Origin of the sequence: Clostridium weizhouense, from assembly GCF_019431045.1 — a bacterium.
Taxonomy (GTDB): domain Bacteria; phylum Bacillota; class Clostridia; order Clostridiales; family Clostridiaceae; genus Clostridium; species Clostridium weizhouense.
Map to the genome: position 1 here is coordinate 268,437 of NZ_JAHXPT010000002.1, position 15,812 is coordinate 284,248.

Here is a 15,812-nt window from a genome sequence, read left to right on the forward strand (position 1 = left end):
CTTTTTTTATTCTCCTTTTCTACATTGAATAATATATATTGGATTATGTGCTATCATCATTAAACTATCTTCTCTATTTTTGCTTATATTAGCTAATGTAACTTCAATCTTATATCTTAATGATTGCATCTTTTCAATAGCTTTATATGCATTATCTAATGTAATAAAATTCATAACAATTGTTCCATTATCACTTAAAACATTATTAGCATTAAATATTATATCATCTAAATTTCCAGCACTTCCCCCTATAAATATAGCATCAAATTTAACCTTTTGACCTATTAATATAGTTAAAGTTTTAGTTGCTTCTTCATGAACTACTTTTACATTCCTACAATTAAACTTTTCCACATTACTTTTTGTAATTTCATAAGCTTCATCATTTTTTTCTATAGCTAAAACTTTTCCATGTCTAACCTCTTTTGAAGCTTGAACAGAAATACTTCCAGTCCCACTTCCTATATCTAATACAAATGAATTATCTTTTAAATTCATTTTTCCTATTGATAATATTCTTATTTCTTCTTTTGTCATTGGACAATTGCCCCTAATAAATTCTTCATCCTTTATAAATGCCATTTTTTTCACCTTTTCTTCCTAATAATTATTAAAATACTTAAATCACTAAAGCTTTGATTTATAAATTTTTCTGGCTTTCCTTCTATTATTCTTTCATCTCCATATGAAAGATTTTCTCCAATAATAACTTTGCAATTAATTGATGCATTATTTAATATATCACATAATTTCTGAGGATTATTTTTTTTATCAGTAAGCCAAATAGTTATATTATTTTCATTAACAACTTTTAAAAATTCCTCATCTCTTCCATGTAAGCTTCCTAAATATGCTTCATTCCAAGGTAATTTAATTTTTGAAGTTAAATACTGAAAAGAACTAATTCCAGGTATTATTTCAAAATTTTCAGTGATACTACTTTTTATATAATTAGTTATTCCATAAAAAGTTGGATCTCCTGATGCAACAATTGAAACAACTTTTTCTTCTGTACTTACTAAGATTTTATCAATATCTGACAAACTCTTCAAATAAATCTTTTTTTTATTAATAAAATCTAAAGAATCTAATGCTCTTTTAAACCCTACAATAACATCCGAAGTTTCTAATATATTTATTGCTTTATTAAGCATATAATCCCTATGTCCTGGTCCAAGTCCTACTATATATAACATCAATTTCTCCTTCAAGCTTTAAATTAATATATTTTAAAATTTATTAGATTAACTATGTTTTAATTTAAAGAACTCCATAATAGTGTAGGTGTTGATGCTCCATAATACATTACACCATCAACTTTTAATTCATCATAAACATATTCTTGCATTTTATTTAAAATTTTAGTTCCCATATTTTTATATAAATCTGAATATCCTTCTCCTAAAAATTTAACTGCACCTTCACAAGTCTTTTGCTCTAGTATCTTTTCTATTAATGAAATATCAAAACCTAAAAGAGCTAATTCTAATGCAATAACCTCCAGTCTAACACCACACACTCTACTATGAGTATTAAAACATCCATATGCTATTTTACACATCTTACCTATATGTCCCACTATTATAACCTCTTTAACTTTATAAGAAACACAACTTTCTAATGCAAAACCTATAAAATTTGAGCATATTACTATCTCATCTTCCTTATATCCTAAGGCTTTACAATAATTTTCACCCAAATTTCCAAAAGTTAAAATAAGCCTTTTATTATTTAACGCTTTTTGTTTAATTTCTAATTTTATAGAGGCTTTTAAAGCATCTTCAGACATTGGATATACTATTCCTGATGTCCCTAAAATAGAAATTCCCCCTTCTATTCCAAGTCTTGGGTTAAAAGTTTTTTTACCTATTTCAACACCTTGTGGAACTGATATTATTACTCTTACACATTCATCTTTAGGTAAAATTTTTTCTACTTCCTTTATAATCATTTCCCTTGGAACAGGATTTATAGCAGGTTCTCCTTTAGCTACAAATAAACCTTCTTTAGTTACTTTTCCTACTCCTACTCCACCTTCAAGTATAATATTTTTACTTTCATTTATAATTTTACCTTCTGAAAATATACTTTTATCCTCTTTATCTACTCTTTGAACTTTTGCTTTTATTTCAATTCCCATAGTAATATCTTTATCATCACCACTAAACTTTAAAATAGTACATTCAACAAAATCTTCACCTACAAATATACTATCAATAGGCATTTGTACTTTTATTCCTTTTGGAGTATCTATTTCTATTTCATTTAATTCTTCATCTTTGATTTTATTAAAAAGTAACATTGTAGCTGCCTTTGATGATCCTGTTGCACATGCCCCTGTTGTATATCCACATCTTAACTTTTTACCGCCACTATCAACATACATTTGAAACATTAAAATTCACCTCCAAATTGGAATATATAAGTTCCAATAAAATTTGTTAATTAAAGATATAATTTTCTATAAAAATTATATCAACGATTATAAATGTATTAACTTAATTAGAATATATATATTTAATTAAAGTATTATTTTCTTTTAATTGTTAAGATATCAAAAAAAGTACTACCAAAAGCAACCCCAAATGGAATAACCAAATTCTCTACTATCTTAACTTGCCTTTTAATCAAATATGAAAATACTATATTTATTCCTAAAAATATTATAAAAATAGTAATAAATTTTAATAATCTCTTTCTGATATCATTCCAGCTTATATCATCTCTTCTTAATTTTCTAATATTTAAAATCGAAATTTTTACCATATAAATAGCGACTATTCCCATATAAATAAGACCTAAAAATACATATATTACATATCCAATTCCAATTTTACTTATGAATTGATTATTTATTTTATTATAAGCAATAAATAAAATAATTAGTGTCCATATAATAAATATATTACAAGCAATACTTGTAACCTTTGATAACAATTTATTTTTCATACACTAAACTCCCACTTCTCATACTCTTATTAAATTTAAAACAGTATTAATATTTTAGTTTAAATTTATCTTTTTACTATCATATATAGCAGTGCATTTATAATCGCTGCTCCTACTGTGCTACCACCTTTTCTTCCTTTTACTCTTATATATGGAATCTTTAATTCTTCCATATTTTCTTTACTTTCAGCGGCTCCTACAAATCCGACTGGAACTGCTACAATTAATTTAGGGTTTGCTTTACCTTCTTTTATCAACTCTTTCAATTTAAATAATGCTGTAGGAGCATTACCAAAAACAAATATATCTACATTATCACTACAAGCTTTTTCTACTGCTGCCATACTTCTTGTTATTCCATTTTCTTTAGCAGCTTTATGTACATCTGGCTCATTTACATAACAAATCACCTTACTATCTGTTTTAGATAATGCCATTTTATTTATTCCATTTAAAGCCATATTGGTATCTGTATATATTGTAGCACCCTTAGATAAAACTTCCTTTGCCATCTCAATTGCATCTTCACTTATTTCAACAAGATCTTTATATTCAAAATCAGCAGTTGTATGTATAACTCTTTTTACGATTAAAAGCTCCTCATCAGTAAAAGAATGTTCTCCTAACTCCTGTCCTATTATTTCAAAACTCTTTTCCTCTATCCCCATAGGATTCTTTAAATAATCCATATTATTCTCCTTTTTATTAATAATTTTAAATACTATTTTTATAATACCATAAAAGCAAATAGATATTATTTAATACTATTATCTAAATTTTCAAAGTTTACTGTCTATTATTGACTCTAGAAACTCAATATTTCCCAAGAAATTAACATGTGCATATGCTGCTAATGTATTATTCTTTAAATAACCACATTTCCACACTATCTTTTCCCCATCATATTGATTTTTTTCCACTTCATATATTTGATGTTGTTTTAATTTAACTTCTGATTTGTGAAATTCATGTGCATTTATTTCAAATTCCTTACCAAAATATTTTTTATCTATTTTGACTTTGCAATAACCAAATCTCTTTAATGATTTAGTCATTTCACTTTTTCCATTTAAAAAACCTACCATTTTAAATCCATCTATTTCTTCTGTTAAATACATAAGTCCGCCACATTCAGCATAACATCTTAAACCATCATTTAATGCCTTTTTAATGCTTTCTCTCATAGATAAATTTTTTTCTAAATCTTCTTTAAAAACTTCTGGATATCCTCCACCTATATATAAAAAATCTAAATTATCAGGTAAGCTTTTATCTCTAAGAGGACTAAAATAAATTATCTCACCAATCATTTCTAAAAGTTCTAAATTATCTTTATAATAAAAACTAAATGCTTCATCCAAAGCTATTCCTATTCTTAATCTTTTATCTTTAGAAAATATCTTTTCTTTCACTTTAATACTATCTTTATTTAAAAAATCATTATCTAACTCTTTCATATTTCCTAAAAGTTCATCTATATTAACATATTTAGATATAAGATCTCCACATATATCTAATTTTTCTTTAAGATTATCAACCTCCATACTTTGTATTAATCCTAAATGTCTACTAGATAATTTTATTTTTTCATCTTTAGGTATATATCCAAAAACTTTAATATTACAATTTTGTTCTATAGCATATTTTAAAAGTTTATAGTATTTCTCACTCACTGAATTTAATACTACCCCAACTATATTAGCTTTTCTATATTCCTTAAGACCATTTATTTCTGCACATAAAGTTGAGCTTTGTCCCTTAGGTGATAATACTAAAACTATTGGCATATCATCTAGTGTTCTTGAGACATCAAAAGTTGATGATTTAGAGCTTACTCCAATACCATCATACAGTCCCATAACCCCTTCAATTATTCCAACTTCTCCATTTCCTTTAAAGTAACTTTCCTTTACACCTTCTTCTCCCATTAAAAAAGTATCAAGATTTCTTGATAATATTCCAGTTACCTCTTTATGAAATGCTGTATCTATATAGTCAGGCCCAACCTTATAACCTTGAACCTTTAATCCCTTTTTTATTAATGCTTTCATAAGCCCTAAAGTAAAAGTAGTTTTTCCACCACCACTACAATTTGAAGAAATAATTATAGATTTCATCTTGTAAATATCCCTCTTCTTTCTTATTTTAGAATATGTTTTAATAGTTGTTGAGATTTTAAAACATATTTTAATGCTTCAGCTTTTTAGTAAAACCATATTCTGAATATCTATCTTCTATAATGTCATATATTCTTGCAATATATAGATTAGAGAACTCATCTAATTCTCCTAATCCATGCATATAAGTTTCTACTTCAATTCCTTCTTGTTCTAACATGCTTTTCCAAGAATCTTCTTCATCTGAACCCATGTCATTCTTAACATGATCCCCTGCAACAACCATTAGTGGAACTAATTTCACCTTTTTTATATCTTTATTTTTTATTTTAGTTAATACAGTATCAAATGTCGGATATCCTTCAACAGTACCTACAAAAACATTATTATATCCTTCATCCATTAATACATTTTGAAGTGATCCATAAACTGCATTTGAATAATGTGCTGTTCCATGTCCAAATAATATTATATTTTCATCTTTATTTAATAAACTTGATATACTTTTTATAAATAAAGTATAGTCTTGTGGTAATTCTTCAATTCCTTGATAATAAAATATAGGTCTTCCTATTTTAATTGAAGAAAAATAATCTTTATATTTATCAACTACTCCTTTAACATAATCAAACTCTTCACCTGGAATCATATGTAATGGTTGAACTATAACCTCATCAAACTCTCTCATTTTTAAATTTTCTAGAGCTTCTTCTGGTCTTAATACATCTAAATTATGAACTTTCTTTAACTTTTTTATAATTTTATGTGCAGTAAATGCTCTAAATATTTGATAATCTTTAAATTCATCTCTAATTTTATTCTCTATTCTTTCAATTGAATTTTCTAATGCATCTAAATAACTTGTTCCAAAACTTACAACTAAAATTGCTTTTTTCATTATATATTTTCTCCAATCTTAAATATTAATTTTTAGCCATGTACTCTTTCCAAACGTAGTGCATGAATAATGATGTGGCATATGATTATTTTTTATTCTTTAGTTTGTACTTATAATACTTATAAAACAAAACATTCTATAAGTTATCCTCAGATTTTAAAATATATAATTTTCTAAAAAATAAAAAACTGCCATTACTTAATAGCATTAACTCTCAGTAAGGACAGTTTAAAACATAACAAAGTAAGAAATCAAAATACATTAATAAATACACTTTTATTCGATTTCTCTAAGTTTGCTTTTTCCTTCCCTCCGAAAGATAGCATATTATTTTAGGCAGGTCTCCTGACTTAGGTGTCTTTCTACTCTTCTCTTCCTTCCCAACAAAATCGTCAGTGGATTTTTTGGCTAAACCTTATGTTTAACTGAGAATTAGTCTCCCTTTACAGTAGCGGGGGCTGTAGTGGATTTTAACCACTTTCCCTATTAATCTAGTATAGAACCTAAAACACTATTATTCTATTATTCATAAATTATAAGATACTACTAAACTTTAATCAACTAAAATTATATATGTATTTAATTTAAGCACATTAATTTGACTTGTATACTAAATTAATTAATTTTACCAAATGGCTTAAAATCAAGGTTTATTAAATATCAAAGATTAGAATGTCGGCTTTTTGAAATATATATCCAAATAACTGCATAAGTCTAACACATTAAATAAAATAATAATTAAATAGACAATTATACTGTATATTATCTTTTTAATATACCTTATTACTATAATAAAGTATTTAATATCAATAATCTATTAATTGAATAATATAATATGGAAATCAATTGTTTAGATGTGTACTATGGACTTTAATTATTTTAATTTTGAAGAATTTATGAAAGCTGCTAAGGAAAGTCAAGAAAAAGCAAATACTACCAATAATTGTAATGCTGAATCAAATAATTGCAATGATATACCTGGAGGTTTTCAAGATTTAAATCCTCAATTTTTTATACTTATGGCAGAAATTTTAGGAGCTGTTATGGCTGGTAAATTACCTTTTAATGTACAAAATGTTATTGGTAATTGGCTTGAATTACTTGCTCAAGTAATACTTACATTTAATGCCCAACAACAATATTTCCAAAGTGGTCCTGGAAGATATTATAATGTAAATTTTAAAAATGTTGATAACTCATCCTGTTCAAACTCTAGCAATACAACTCAAACATCAAGTAATGCAGGAAATTCATCTGCTACTCAAGAAGATTTACTAAAAAAAACTTTTAAAATGTATGAAAATGAAATAAATAATCTAAAAGAAAGTATAGAAGATTTAAAAAAACAAATAGAAAAATTAAAATGTAATAATCAAAAATAAAAAGTTACCTAAAACATATAATTTAATTTTAATATGTTAGGTAACTTTTTATTTATATATTTTATGTATCCTTAACCTATTCCACCATATCTAATTCCAAGAATTATTATGATTATTGTAGCTGGTATAAATATATATCTTCCAAAAGTAATAAACCAACTACCTAATTTATATTTTGCACCTGTATTTACTCCATCTAGAACGTCTTTTTTATTAACAATAAAATAGAATACAACTGCTGTTATAACTGCACCTATTGGTGATAAAACAATAGTTATAAAATTTGTAAAATTATTAAACCATTCACCATTCAAACCTAGTGGGATAGACAAAATAAATGCTATAATTGCAGTAATTAAAGTTGCTTTCTTTCTACTCCATTTAGTTAAACTTAAAACAGCTTCAACAGGACCTTCAAGCATTGCTATTGATGATGAAATAGATGCAAAAATTATACTTAAAAAGAATAATGCACTTAATAAACTTCCAAACTTCATTGTTTGAAATATACTAGGTACAGTTACAAACATTAAAGCTGGTCCCGCTGTAGGGTTTAATCCTAATGCAAACACAGCTGGCATAATCATAAATCCAGCTAATAACGCTGCTAATGTATCAAAAAAGGCAGTACTTATAGCACAGTTTGGTATATCAAACTTATTATCTGCATAACTTCCACATACAACCATGCAGCATCCTGTTATTGATACTGTAAAAAAGGCTTGTCCCATAGCCATTACCCATGTCATAGGCTTAAGAAGATCTGACCAATTTGGTTTTAATAAATATCTGACACCATTTAATGAACCTGGTAAACTAAGTGACTTAAATATAAGTACAAAAAATATTATGAATAATAATGGAATAATTATTTTATTAATTTGTTCTATACCTTTTGAAACTCCAAAACTAACAATAATTAATGTTATTATAACAGCTAATGCATGCCAAAATACTACATTAGGACTATTAGCAAAAGTAGCAAAATAAGCTTCAGTATTTATTGATGATATTTCTCCAGTTAAACTTATAAAAAAATATTTTAATACCCATCCAATAACAACTGTATAAAACATAAATATTCCTATTAATCCTAAAGTCGGAATTATAGATACTATAGATCCTCCTTTAATGTTTTTTTCTTTAAATACTTGTCTTATAGCACCTAGTGAACCTTTTTTATACATTCTACCAAAAGAAAATTCACCCATTAACCCTACAATACCAAGAAGAGCAACAAAAAAGAAATAGGGAATTAAAAATGCTGCTCCTCCATTTTCTCCTAATTTATACGGAAACATCCATACATTTCCCAAGCCAATTGCTGCTCCAATACATGATATTATAAATCCGATTTTAGTAGAAAATCCTTCTCTTTTTTCTAAGCTTTTTTCCAAGCCTTTATCTAAGCTTTTCTCCAAGATACTTTTCCTCCTTAAAATTAGGCACAATCAAAAATTTTTTCATATGCCTTACAATTATCAGTATTAATTTTATACATATTAACTATTATATGTAAACTATAATAGTTTGTAAATAAAATCATACATTTTATTATATTTTTTTATTATATTGTTTAATAAATTAACATTTTATTATATTTTTAGACATTAATAACCCGACAAATTCAGATTAATTAATTCATTATTTCAAAATATCTACTTTTCCTTAGATTTTATCACCCTTTAAGTCTTCAAAAATTTTATACTTTCCTAGACATTAAAAAATGAGGAACGATTTTTTTTGAAAATCTTTCCTTATTTTTTAATTTTATTATGCTTTAAAATAGTGGTGATATTATAGTATAAAAGTAAAATTACATTTTAATCTTCTAATGCTCTTCTTCCTATCTTAAATCCAATAACATTTTCTATTTCTTCTAAAGCTTTTTTATTCTTAGGATCTATAAACACACAAGTATATCCCTTTTCTCCCGCTCTTCCAGTTCTACCTATTCTATGTATATAGCTTTCTACTGTTTCAGGTATATCATAATTATATATATTATCTACACCACTTATATCAAGCCCTCTGGCTGCAACATCTGTAGCAATTAAATATTGAATATCTGCATTTCTAAATGACTTCATTATTCTTTCACGTTTAGCTTGTGGTACATCACTGTGAATTTTAGCACAGTTATATCCCCTTTTGTACAATCCCACTTCAAGATCATCTGCTCTTCTTTTAGTTCTACAGAATATTATTGCCATAAAAGGATTATCTTCATCTAATACTTTACACAAAGAATCTTGTTTTCTTCTATCCGTAGTTTCTACAACTTGTTGTTTTATATTATCTAATGTTACTTCTTCTTTTTGTATTGTAATAAATACAGGATCTTTCATGTATCTATAAGATAATTTTTTAACTTGAGGATTCATTGTAGCTGAAAAACATAGTGTTTGACGTTTTTTAGAAGTTTCTTTTATTATAGCTTCAACTTCATTTTTAAATCCCATAAGTAACATTTGATCTGCTTCATCTAATACAAATGTTTTTAATTTACTAAGATCCACTGTTTTTCTCTTTATATGATCTAACAATCTACCTGGGGTTGCAATAATTAATTGAATATTACCTTTTAACTTATTTAACTGAGAGCCAATATCTTTCCCACCATAAGCTGCTAAAATATTTATATCTTTACTCTCTTTAAGTTTCATAGCTTCTTCAGTTATTTGAATTGCTAATTCCCTTGTTGGAGTCAAAATAAGAGCTTGTATAGAATTCGTCTTCGGAGATATATTTTCGAAAATCGGTAATAAAAATGCCAATGTTTTTCCTGTTCCTGTTTGTGCCTCTGCGATAACATCTTTTCCATTCTTAATATAAACAATACTCTCTTTTTGTATATCAGTAGGTTGTTTTATTCCTCTTTTATTTAATAAATTTATCGTATTTTCATTAATTCCTAAATCTTTAAAATTCATCTATATATACCTTTCATTATTAACATATTTTTATGTTTTTTATTTATTCAAACTAGTCAATAATAACACATTGTTTAAAGCAAATCAAAATTATAATAAGCTATCTAAAAATAGAAATTATATTCTATTTTTAGATAGCTTTAATCTTTTAACAAAAATATCTTTTAAATACACATATCTCTGTTAAGCTTTAGGCATAATCAAAAATAACAAGTTTATATGCCCTAATAAATTTAATTCCCAGCTCTATTAAAATGACGACTTGAAAATCCTTCTCTTTTTATAGATTTATGTTTCGCATTAGGGTTATGATTATGTCCCTCTTCAGTTATAGGTGTTTGATAATTACACTTTTCCATTCTTGCTATTTTATTATCTGGTTGACTATCCTTTGCCATTTAAAATACCTCCTAAACATTGCAGTATTTATTACAAAGTTAGTATGTCCTTTCATATAAAATATTATTATAGTTTTATATGATATATTATTTAGCCTTGTTCCTTAAACTATAAATTTTTTTAGTATTATTATATTTAAAATAAATGTTGATATTTGAGCATAAACTTTAAGCTAATATAAATACTGTTTTTTATATAGATTAAATATAAGTTTTTATTATTTATAAATTCTAATTCTTACTTAATACAATTAAGTATAAATATTGATTGTAAAGAAAATATTGACATAATAATTTAATAAGCGTATAATAAACTTTGTTGTAAGGCCCATTGGTCAAGAGGTTAAGACGCCACCCTCTCACGGTGAAATCATGGGTTCGATTCCCGTATGGGTCACCATTGTAGTAAACATCAGTATTTAAGGTAATTAAATCACTGATGTTTTTCTTATTTTCCCGACCTAATTTTTTATATTTTACACCATTTTTACACCATAGTTTTTTATATTAAAATATGTGTACTACTCTACTTCTATTAATAGAAAGACTAGTGCTTTAAGAAAAATTGGTAGATATATTTGTAGTATTGATAAACAAAATGAGTATATAAATTAACCCTAAAGGTATTTTTTACCTTTAAGGTTTTATTTTACTCTAATAATCTTCCTTCTAAATATGACCATTTTAAATAATCTGGATTACTATAATAAACTGATGAATTAAAGTCTGAAATTTCATCACTTATAAATGAATTAAATACTTCAAATAAAACATCTGCTAAATTATCTTTTTCTGAAATTATGCTTAATATTAATCTTTGATATACTTTTCCTATAGATTGAACACTTGGAATATTGTATTTACATAATCCAACTGTATCAAAGTTACCTTCTTGTATATTAAAATATTCTATTATTTCATCTGAAACTTGCTCAAATGATAGACAATGATTAACCTGAGCAATATCTAATTGCCTAGATAACTCTTTCCTACCTAATATTTCAACAATTGTGGATCTTCTATTTTTGCTTTTTCTACTTATAAATTCTATAAGACAGCATACATAAAACAAATCATTTTTTTGAGTATCATTCATTAATAATTTCACCTCTTTCAAACTTAAGGCAATCAAGAGCTTTTAATGTATGAAAACTTATTTGATGTGTTGGATGCTTAAATTTTGCTAATTGCCAAAAAATCTCTTTTGAAATATCACCTGATAAATAATCATTTACAAAATTCCATACTGTATCGTCAGCCATAGGACCTTCCACAATATCATATTCATGTATAAATCCTGATCTACATTTTGCAATAAAATCTAACCATTCATCATTCATTTCCTCAAATTTTAATATTTTCAAATTACTTTTTTCTATATAAGTGTAGTAATTTATTGTTGGCGTTTTTCTATTTCTTTTTGCCCACTTCTCAGCTTGTTCATAATTATTTGTGCAATAAAATCCCCATGAAAAATCTTTAGTGTACTTACTTTTTCTGATTTCAGGAAACTCTACTTTTTCTCCTGAAGCATGATATAACATAAAACATTTCCCTTTCTTTTAAGCATATTATTAATCAAATTTACTAATTCTATAATTTAAAAAACTCATTTTAACCCTCTTATATATACCTATACTACAGTCATCATAAAATTTATTTTATCCCAATTTATAACCTTAATATATTACTTTTAATATATTAAATACATGAAATTCTCTGTTCTATTATTTATTTTATCATATCTTTTAAGAACTGTAACTGTACTTTGATTTAATAATATGCATGTAAATAAACTTCTACCATGCACATTCTACCTTTAGAATTTTTACTTTAAATTACTAATTATATAACCTATTTATTTAACAATTTTATTTTCAATTGTTAAATAAGATATATAGTTTTATTTTTTTAATACATAAAAAATAGTAAAATTACAAATTAAAAATCTTGTCAAGTCGCATTATACAAGCAAATTCTTAAATTCTTAAATTCTAAACTTCTAAAATTTTTTTCTTTTTTTATTCTTTTCTTTTTTAGAATTTTAGATTTTTAGAAGCTAAAATATCTTGTGTTTTAAAATTAACTTTAAGTTTTATTATTTAAATTTTTACTTTTTAAAATCTAATTTATTTTTATGTAACATATTTTAACTTTCTTCATATATTATTACTATAACAAATGATTATGAGTAACAAAGGAGTAATGAATTATGGGAAATTGTTGTGGAAATTGTTGTAGATGTTGTTGCAATCGTTGCTGCAATCCATGCTGTAATAATTCTTGGGGCGGTGGATTCAATAATGCTTGGTTCTTATTACCATTCTTATTTTTCTGGTAAAATATCACAATAGTAAATCCGAGTATATGATAAATATAACTTTTTAATAATATTAGATTAAAATCAAATATTATATAGATAAAAATAGATCTAAAAGGTATTTAATTTAACCTTTTAGATCTTAATTTTTTTCTTATAATAAAATAAAATATTTTTTCTATTATTCATAACTCTATAATTTTTTGATTATTTTGTAACATATATTATTAAAATTACTATATTATATAATGAATATAATTTATCAAAAAATAATTTTAAAGAAAGGTGTTTATATGAATAAAAATGAGTTTAACTATGACGAAATGAATTATTTAACTGAAACTGATAACACTTCCCCATACTTATTAGAGAAAGAAATCTCTTATAATGATGATACTTATGAAAATAATACTAATCCTTCTTGTTTAATTGGTAATAGTATTAATTTTTCAATTGATGAAAATGATAATGAAATCAAAGCTGATATGATTGTACAAACTAGAAAAACTGTTCGTGTATGGGGACAAATTATGGATCCTCATGGTAATAAAATACCTTATGCTTATGTAAAATTATTAAAATTAACTCCTAATGGTTTAACTGGGATTGCTCATACTTTAACAGATCATCAAGGATTTTATCAATTTGATATTTGTGAATATCAAACTGGAAATAAATATACTATCGTTGTAAGTAAAGCTTCTACTGGTTGCGAACGAATTATTTCTACTGGATTAATGATTCCAAATGATGATTGTGATGATTTAAAAGATTGTTATTAAAATCTATATTTATCTAAAATCTGAAAGAAGTGATAATTTTGACTAAAGGAATAATTCTTGCAGGTGGAAGTGGCTCAAGATTATATCCATTAACAATGGTAACATCAAAACAATTATTACCAATATATGATAAGCCGATGATTTACTATCCATTATCAACTTTAATGTTAGCTGGAATAAGAGATATATTAATAATTTCAACTCCTACAGATTTACCTAACTTTAAAAAACTATTAGGTACTGGAGAAAACTATGGTATTAATTTATCTTATAAAGAACAACCTTCTCCTGATGGTTTAGCGCAAGCATTTATATTAGGAGAAGATTTTATCGGAAATGATAATTGTGCAATGATACTAGGAGATAATATTTTTCATGGTAATGGATTAAAAAAACATTTAAAAAAAGCAGTTAATAGTTCAGGTGTTGCAACTGTTTTTGGGTATTATGTTGATGATCCTGAACGCTTTGGAGTAGTAGAATTCAATAAATATGGTAAAGCAATTTCATTGGAGGAAAAACCAAAACTTCCAAAATCTAATTATGCAATTACAGGACTTTACTTTTATGATAATAAAGTATGCGAATATGCGAAAAGTTTAAAACCATCTTCTCGTGGTGAATTAGAAATCACTGATTTAAATAATATTTATCTAAAAAAAGGTAAGCTTGATGTAATAACTTTAGGTAGAGGTTATGGTTGGCTTGATACTGGAACTGTTGATAGCTTAACAGAGGCATCTGAATATGTTCGAGTTATAGAAACTAGACAAGGATTAAAAATAGCATGTTTAGAAGAAATATCTTTTATAAATGGATGGATTAATAAAGACTCCTTACTTATTAGTGCAAAACAATATGGAAACAGCCTTTATGGTGAACATTTAAAAAATGTCGCTAAAGGTAAAATATTTTATTAAAGTTTAGTATTTAATCTTAGGAAGTGATAATTTCATGAAAAAATTCACATTATTCTTATCTAACATCTGTAATTCATTACTTACAAAAGATGTTGGTCTTATTCCATTTGTTATGCAAAAATATTATAATTACAGCTCTAGTATTATAACTATGCATAAAGAAGATAATTTAATTGATAATAACATTTATTTAGATAACATGCCTATTGAACTTGTACTAAATGAAGATTATTTAGTAGAATCTTTAAAGAAAACAGATGTACTTATGCTTATTGGAATTTATGATTTTAATTTAGATATTATAAATAAATATAAAACTATAAACCCTAAAGGTACAATTTATCTAAAACTTGATGCTAATCGTTATTGGATGAATAGATTGAATCAAAATATTGATCCCTTTATTATTGAAACATTAAAAAAATGTGATTTAATAACTGTAGAAGATAGTAAACTACAAAAATTTTTAAATTTAAATTGGGGATTAAATATACAAGTTATCCTTAATGGGTATTATGATTTCACTCCAGAAAAAACAGTAAAATATGAAGATAAAAAAAATACTATACTTTTTGTAGGTAGAGTAGGTTCCTCTGATAAAGCTAATCATATTCTCGTTGAGGCATTTAAAATAATCCAAAATAAACTAACTAATTGGAATTTAGAATTGGTTGGAACAATAGAACCTGCTTTCTTAAATTATCTAAATAAATGTTTTGAACAAAATCCAAATCTAATTCAAAAGATTATTTTAACTGGTAAATTAAATAAATTTGAATTAAAAAAACGATATGAAAAAGCTAAAATATTTTGTTTAACATCTCCTTGTGAGGCATGTGCTAATGTTTTTTCTGAAGCAATATCAAATGGTTGTTATTTAATATCTTCTGATGTAGATGGAGCTTTAGATATTACTAACTTCGGTAAATATGGAACAATAATGTCTGCAAATAATGAACATACTCTTTCTGAAATTCTTTTAAAGATTTGTACTGATGATAACTTATTAAAAAATAATTGCATAAATTCTCAAATATATGCACAAAATAATCTAAAATGGATTGATATTTGTTCTAAATTAAATAATTTAATTATACATGTTTAAAACTATAT

General features: G+C 25.4%; 17 protein-coding genes, 1 tRNA gene and 1 riboswitch. Of the genes, 6 read left to right on the forward strand and 12 right to left on the reverse strand.

Annotated elements, in window-relative coordinates; genetic code table 11:
- Nucleotides 1-6 precede the first annotated feature (6 nt).
- The 7 genes from cbiT to KYD98_RS03965 all read right to left on the reverse strand — a co-directional run bounded on the left by cbiT (nt 7) and on the right by KYD98_RS03965 (nt 5,964).
- Nucleotides 7-582, reverse strand: a complete 576-nt coding sequence (gene cbiT / locus KYD98_RS03935) for a precorrin-6Y C5,15-methyltransferase (decarboxylating) subunit CbiT (RefSeq protein ID WP_219778282.1) — start codon at nt 580-582, stop codon at nt 7-9.
- Between the two features lie 5 nt (nt 583-587).
- Nucleotides 588-1,196 (reverse strand): precorrin-6y C5,15-methyltransferase (decarboxylating) subunit CbiE, encoded by a 609-nt coding sequence (gene cbiE, locus KYD98_RS03940; RefSeq protein WP_219778283.1) that lies wholly within the window; start codon nt 1,194-1,196, stop codon nt 588-590.
- A gap of 59 nt (nt 1,197-1,255) precedes the next feature.
- Nucleotides 1,256-2,395 (reverse strand): cobalt-precorrin-5B (C(1))-methyltransferase CbiD, encoded by a 1,140-nt coding sequence (gene cbiD / locus KYD98_RS03945; protein ID WP_219778284.1) that lies wholly within the window; start codon nt 2,393-2,395, stop codon nt 1,256-1,258.
- 134 nt (nt 2,396-2,529) lie between these two features.
- On the reverse strand, nt 2,530-2,949 hold the full coding sequence (locus KYD98_RS03950; RefSeq protein ID WP_219778285.1) for a hypothetical protein: 420 nt from the start codon (nt 2,947-2,949) through the stop codon (nt 2,530-2,532).
- Between the two features lie 65 nt (nt 2,950-3,014).
- Entirely contained in the window at nt 3,015-3,638 is a 624-nt protein-coding gene (locus KYD98_RS03955; protein WP_219778286.1) for a precorrin-8X methylmutase, read from the reverse strand.
- Between the two features lie 90 nt (nt 3,639-3,728).
- Nucleotides 3,729-5,066 carry a cobyrinic acid a,c-diamide synthase CobB gene (locus tag KYD98_RS03960; RefSeq protein ID WP_219778287.1) on the reverse strand — a complete coding sequence of 446 codons (1,338 nt, stop codon included), beginning with the start codon at nt 5,064-5,066 and terminating at the stop codon, nt 3,729-3,731.
- 70 nt (nt 5,067-5,136) lie between these two features.
- A complete protein-coding gene (locus KYD98_RS03965; RefSeq protein WP_219778288.1) occupies nt 5,137-5,964 on the reverse strand; it encodes a sirohydrochlorin cobaltochelatase in 828 nt (275 codons plus the stop codon).
- A 318-nt stretch (nt 5,965-6,282) separates the two neighbouring features.
- Nucleotides 6,283-6,486, reverse strand: a riboswitch (cobalamin riboswitch).
- 341 nt (nt 6,487-6,827) lie between these two features.
- On the opposite strand from KYD98_RS03965, the gene KYD98_RS03970 reads away from it, so the two are divergent.
- Nucleotides 6,828-7,346 carry a hypothetical protein gene (locus tag KYD98_RS03970; protein ID WP_219778289.1) on the forward strand — a complete coding sequence of 173 codons (519 nt, stop codon included), beginning with the start codon at nt 6,828-6,830 and terminating at the stop codon, nt 7,344-7,346.
- Nucleotides 7,347-7,417: 71 nt separating this feature from the next.
- On the opposite strand, the gene KYD98_RS03975 is transcribed toward KYD98_RS03970, so the two are convergent.
- The 3 genes from KYD98_RS03975 to KYD98_RS03985 form a co-directional block, all read right to left on the reverse strand.
- Entirely contained in the window at nt 7,418-8,767 is a 1,350-nt protein-coding gene (locus KYD98_RS03975) for a sodium-dependent transporter (protein ID WP_258049619.1), read from the reverse strand.
- Between the two features lie 402 nt (nt 8,768-9,169).
- Nucleotides 9,170-10,279, reverse strand: a complete 1,110-nt coding sequence (locus KYD98_RS03980; RefSeq protein ID WP_219778290.1) for a DEAD/DEAH box helicase — start codon at nt 10,277-10,279, stop codon at nt 9,170-9,172.
- 233 nt (nt 10,280-10,512) lie between these two features.
- Complete coding sequence (locus KYD98_RS03985; RefSeq protein WP_219778291.1) at nt 10,513-10,677, reverse strand: hypothetical protein; 165 nt, start codon at nt 10,675-10,677, stop codon at nt 10,513-10,515.
- 325 nt (nt 10,678-11,002) lie between these two features.
- Between KYD98_RS03985 and KYD98_RS03990 the strand changes: the two genes are divergently transcribed.
- Nucleotides 11,003-11,077 (forward strand) — tRNA-Glu (locus KYD98_RS03990).
- A 249-nt stretch (nt 11,078-11,326) separates the two neighbouring features.
- On the opposite strand, the gene KYD98_RS03995 is transcribed toward KYD98_RS03990, so the two are convergent.
- Both KYD98_RS03995 and KYD98_RS04000 read right to left on the reverse strand, forming a co-directional pair.
- On the reverse strand, nt 11,327-11,773 hold the full coding sequence (locus KYD98_RS03995) for a hypothetical protein (protein WP_219778292.1): 447 nt from the start codon (nt 11,771-11,773) through the stop codon (nt 11,327-11,329).
- Entirely contained in the window at nt 11,766-12,221 is a 456-nt protein-coding gene (locus KYD98_RS04000) for a DUF3990 domain-containing protein (protein ID WP_053341553.1), read from the reverse strand. Before KYD98_RS04000 ends, KYD98_RS03995 begins: the two co-directional genes overlap by 8 nt.
- Nucleotides 12,222-12,889: 668 nt before the next feature.
- Between KYD98_RS04000 and KYD98_RS18080 the strand changes: the two genes are divergently transcribed.
- From KYD98_RS18080 to KYD98_RS04015, 4 genes are all read left to right on the forward strand, one after another.
- Nucleotides 12,890-13,018 carry a hypothetical protein gene (locus KYD98_RS18080; RefSeq protein WP_258049620.1) on the forward strand — a complete coding sequence of 43 codons (129 nt, stop codon included), beginning with the start codon at nt 12,890-12,892 and terminating at the stop codon, nt 13,016-13,018.
- 272 nt (nt 13,019-13,290) lie between these two features.
- Nucleotides 13,291-13,779 carry a hypothetical protein gene (locus KYD98_RS04005; RefSeq protein ID WP_219778293.1) on the forward strand — a complete coding sequence of 163 codons (489 nt, stop codon included), beginning with the start codon at nt 13,291-13,293 and terminating at the stop codon, nt 13,777-13,779.
- Between the two features lie 38 nt (nt 13,780-13,817).
- Complete coding sequence (gene rfbA / locus KYD98_RS04010) at nt 13,818-14,699, forward strand: glucose-1-phosphate thymidylyltransferase RfbA (RefSeq protein ID WP_219778294.1); 882 nt, start codon at nt 13,818-13,820, stop codon at nt 14,697-14,699.
- Nucleotides 14,700-14,733: 34 nt separating this feature from the next.
- Nucleotides 14,734-15,804, forward strand: coding sequence for a glycosyltransferase family 4 protein (locus KYD98_RS04015; protein ID WP_219778295.1), 1,071 nt, complete (start codon nt 14,734-14,736; stop codon nt 15,802-15,804).
- Nucleotides 15,805-15,812: the final 8 nt, after the last annotated feature.